The sequence below is a fragment of the Desulfurivibrio modestus genome (genome assembly GCF_044068625.1).
Taxonomy (GTDB): domain Bacteria; phylum Desulfobacterota; class Desulfobulbia; order Desulfobulbales; family Desulfurivibrionaceae; genus Desulfurivibrio.
Genome location: NZ_JBIPKH010000048.1, coordinates 1 through 2,979 on the forward strand (window position 1 = coordinate 1; position 2,979 = coordinate 2,979).

General features: G+C 44.4%; 2 protein-coding genes. Both read left to right on the forward strand.

What is annotated here, in order from left to right; genetic code table 11:
• Positions 1-198 precede the first annotated feature (198 nt).
• Positions 199-1,215, forward strand: coding sequence for a GDP-mannose 4,6-dehydratase (locus ACHHRT_RS13645; protein WP_395500320.1), 1,017 nt, complete (start codon positions 199-201; stop codon positions 1,213-1,215).
• A 198-nt stretch (positions 1,216-1,413) separates the two neighbouring features.
• Positions 1,414-2,964, forward strand: coding sequence for a hypothetical protein (locus ACHHRT_RS13650; RefSeq protein ID WP_395500321.1), 1,551 nt, complete (start codon positions 1,414-1,416; stop codon positions 2,962-2,964).
• Positions 2,965-2,979: the final 15 nt, after the last annotated feature.

Genomic DNA, 2,979 nt, shown 5'->3' on the forward strand with positions numbered 1-2,979 from the left:
CATCCGCGAGCTCGTCCAAACGATTCATAGGCTCACTAACTCGCTATCCAAGCTGTCGTTCGGTGCCATACCTTATAGGCCAGGGGAAGTACTGGAAAACAGTGCTAAGATAGATGATCTAAAGGACCTCGAGTGGGAATGCCGTATACCGCTTGAGACAGGTCTGAAAAAACTTATTGAACAAGAAAGGAAATCACGATGAAGCTACTCATTACCGGGGGCTGTGGATTTTTGGGAGCGAACTTAGCCGCAGAGGCACTAAAGAGAGGTGATGAGCTCATCATTTTTGATAACCTCTCTCGCTACGGCTCAGTCGAGAACATCGCCTGGCTGAAGGACCAGGGCAAGTTCCGGCACGTTCATGGTGATATCCGCAACGCTAACGACGTCGCTCGTGTGGTATTTGAAATCAAACCTGAGGCGATTTTCCATCTCGCCGGGCAGGTTGCCATGACAACTTCGATATCTGACCCGCGAAACGACTTCGAGACGAACGCGCTGGGCAGCCTCAATGTCCTGGAGGCAGTGCGACGGTTCGCCCCCGAGGCTGCCGTTCTCTATTCCTCGACTAATAAAGTTTATGGGGATTTGGAGCAATACGCATATCGGGAGACAGAGACGCGATTCGAATGCATCGAGAGGCCTGATGGATTCGACGAAACAACCCCGCTCGACTTCCATTCGCCCTACGGATGCTCGAAAGGCGCGGCTGACCAGTACATGCGGGACTACGCCCGTATCTTTGGTTTACGTACCGTCGTTTTTCGACACTCATCAATGTATGGCGGGCGCCAGTTCGCCACCTACGACCAGGGTTGGGTAGGCTGGTTTTGCCAAAAAGCAATAGATGCCTCCCGGGGTGAAACCAAGCCCTTTACCATCTCGGGCACCGGAAAACAGGTTAGGGATGTCCTGCACGCAGAGGACATGGTCAGTCTTTACTTTAAAACATTGGACCACATCGACTTGGCAACGGGAGAAGCCTTCAATATCGGCGGAGGAATGGCTAACAGCCTGTCGCTTTTGGAACTCTTTGGGCTTCTCGAAACCATTGCAGGGGCCAAGTTGGTATATAAACACCTTCCGCCGCGTGAGAGCGATCAAAGAGTTTTTGTGGCAAATGTGTCTAAAGCGACAAAGGTATTGGGGTGGGTCCCTGATGTTGCCGCTACTAACGGAGTAAATAATATTTATGAATGGCTATTGGCGCAATGAGATTTTGAAAAGACGTATGTTTTCATATTAACGTTCGATTAACGAGAGTTATACCGGATTTCTAGGTTCATAGTTATTTGCACCCTATCTATAACGAACTAAGAGTTTTTGCGGCGCGAAGCCGCCGCCAAAACTCCTGTTGAACTGGCGGATATATGCGCTGTCTTGTGCGCTATTTTTTATTAAGCAGGTGGTTTTATGAGGCTGTGTGAACAACTCACTCAATTGACTATCGGGATAGATGGCTTTGATAAAAACACAAAAGACGATGATTTATTTAACTATTTAAATAGTGATGTTCATTATGTGACACTTGATGAAACCGCTCCAAACGGTGATTGGTGCGATATAGCCACAACAATTATGGCGTTATTCTCGGAAAGGCACTACATGCCTCATGGCAATCCAAGAAAAGTAAATAAATTTATTAGGGAGTTCGATGTTATTGCTTTAAGAGATGGGGCTGGCAAGGCAGTTGATTATATTGAAAAATATGGATACGAATTTATTAATTCGCTCCCTTTCATGATTGGGGGGTATCTGTACGTTGGTTACATTCTTAAAAAGAAAAATAAATTGGCGGTGGCTTTTATTGGTGGACAAAACGGTGGGCTGCACTTCATTTATCTCCCGAGTTCGAGAACTTGCTTGTTGCTTAATAATGGCGGCGATGCGCGAAGGGCGCGCTCGCTGATTCCGCACTTATTAATTAATGCAGTAAAACTAAAAAATAGACTAGATGGCTGTGGATTAATAGAGGCAGATAATTGTTTGCCGGGCAACACGGATTCCGGTTCATCAAATATCAAGGTCGCATTATGCGAGGGTTCTAACTCTCATTTGGGTGTGGCGTTGGTTTCTGATTATGCTGCAATAGAGTATCTGATGCAGAGCGGTCTACTGTCGCCCGAGACTGTAATCGCGCACTTTAATCAAGGGTATATTGACCGGCAAGAATACTCATCAGATTTCTCCAGTCAGATCTTTTTAGATGATCCAGAGAACATCGTTACCTGGCATAAATTATGTGGTCAGATATACTTGTTTGTGAGGCCGGCGACTAATTATGTTGTGCCGCACAGTCTAGCAGAGAGATTTGTGAAGAGGCGCGATACTGTCAGGAATTTCGATGTACTTAATGTGTTGATCAATATAAGAACACATACTCGAACATGTAATTTCACCGCTGACGACTTTTTGAAACTTCATAATCATCTCAGGGGTGCGGCAGATAAGGTTCATTATTTTTTTGACGGTGTAACGCAACTCGTTTCTCGGCCATTAAATAAAAAAGAGCTTGAGTGGCTTAATGCTGAAAGGAATCTTTATTCTGAAATAGTTAGTGGCATATCAGAGCAATTTTCTTGCGAAATTACTGCAGGGTTAACTTTTCAGGAAAAGTTGCAGAAGTATATATCCTCTGATATCGCCATTATGACATACGGCAGCGGCTTTCTGTATCCATATATACTGAAGATTAAAACGATAATGTTGGCATCGTATTCGCACGCACTAAACAAAAAAATAGTCAGAGAAAGAGATGGCGGTGTTTCAGAAATGTTTGATATGGTTGTCATATCACCCCCTAATCCATCTATAGAAGAAAAGAGCCGGCTACCGGATGATACTGGGTTGATTCTTGATAATTCAACGCTGCTTTCCTATGGATTGTATAATGAAAATTATACTATTAATTTTGATTGTGTAGGAAAATCTGCTCTGGATTTGCTCGGACATCCTATTGATTAATTTTATACTTGGGAA

Excerpts from the sequence above, each read along its gene's own strand:
- ACHHRT_RS13645 (WP_395500320.1), top strand. The coding sequence starts at position 199 with ATGAAGCTACTCATTACCGGGGGCTGTGGATTTTTGGGAGCGAACTTA.
- ACHHRT_RS13650 (WP_395500321.1), top strand. The coding sequence starts at position 1,414 with ATGAGGCTGTGTGAACAACTCACTCAATTGACTATCGGGATAGATGGC.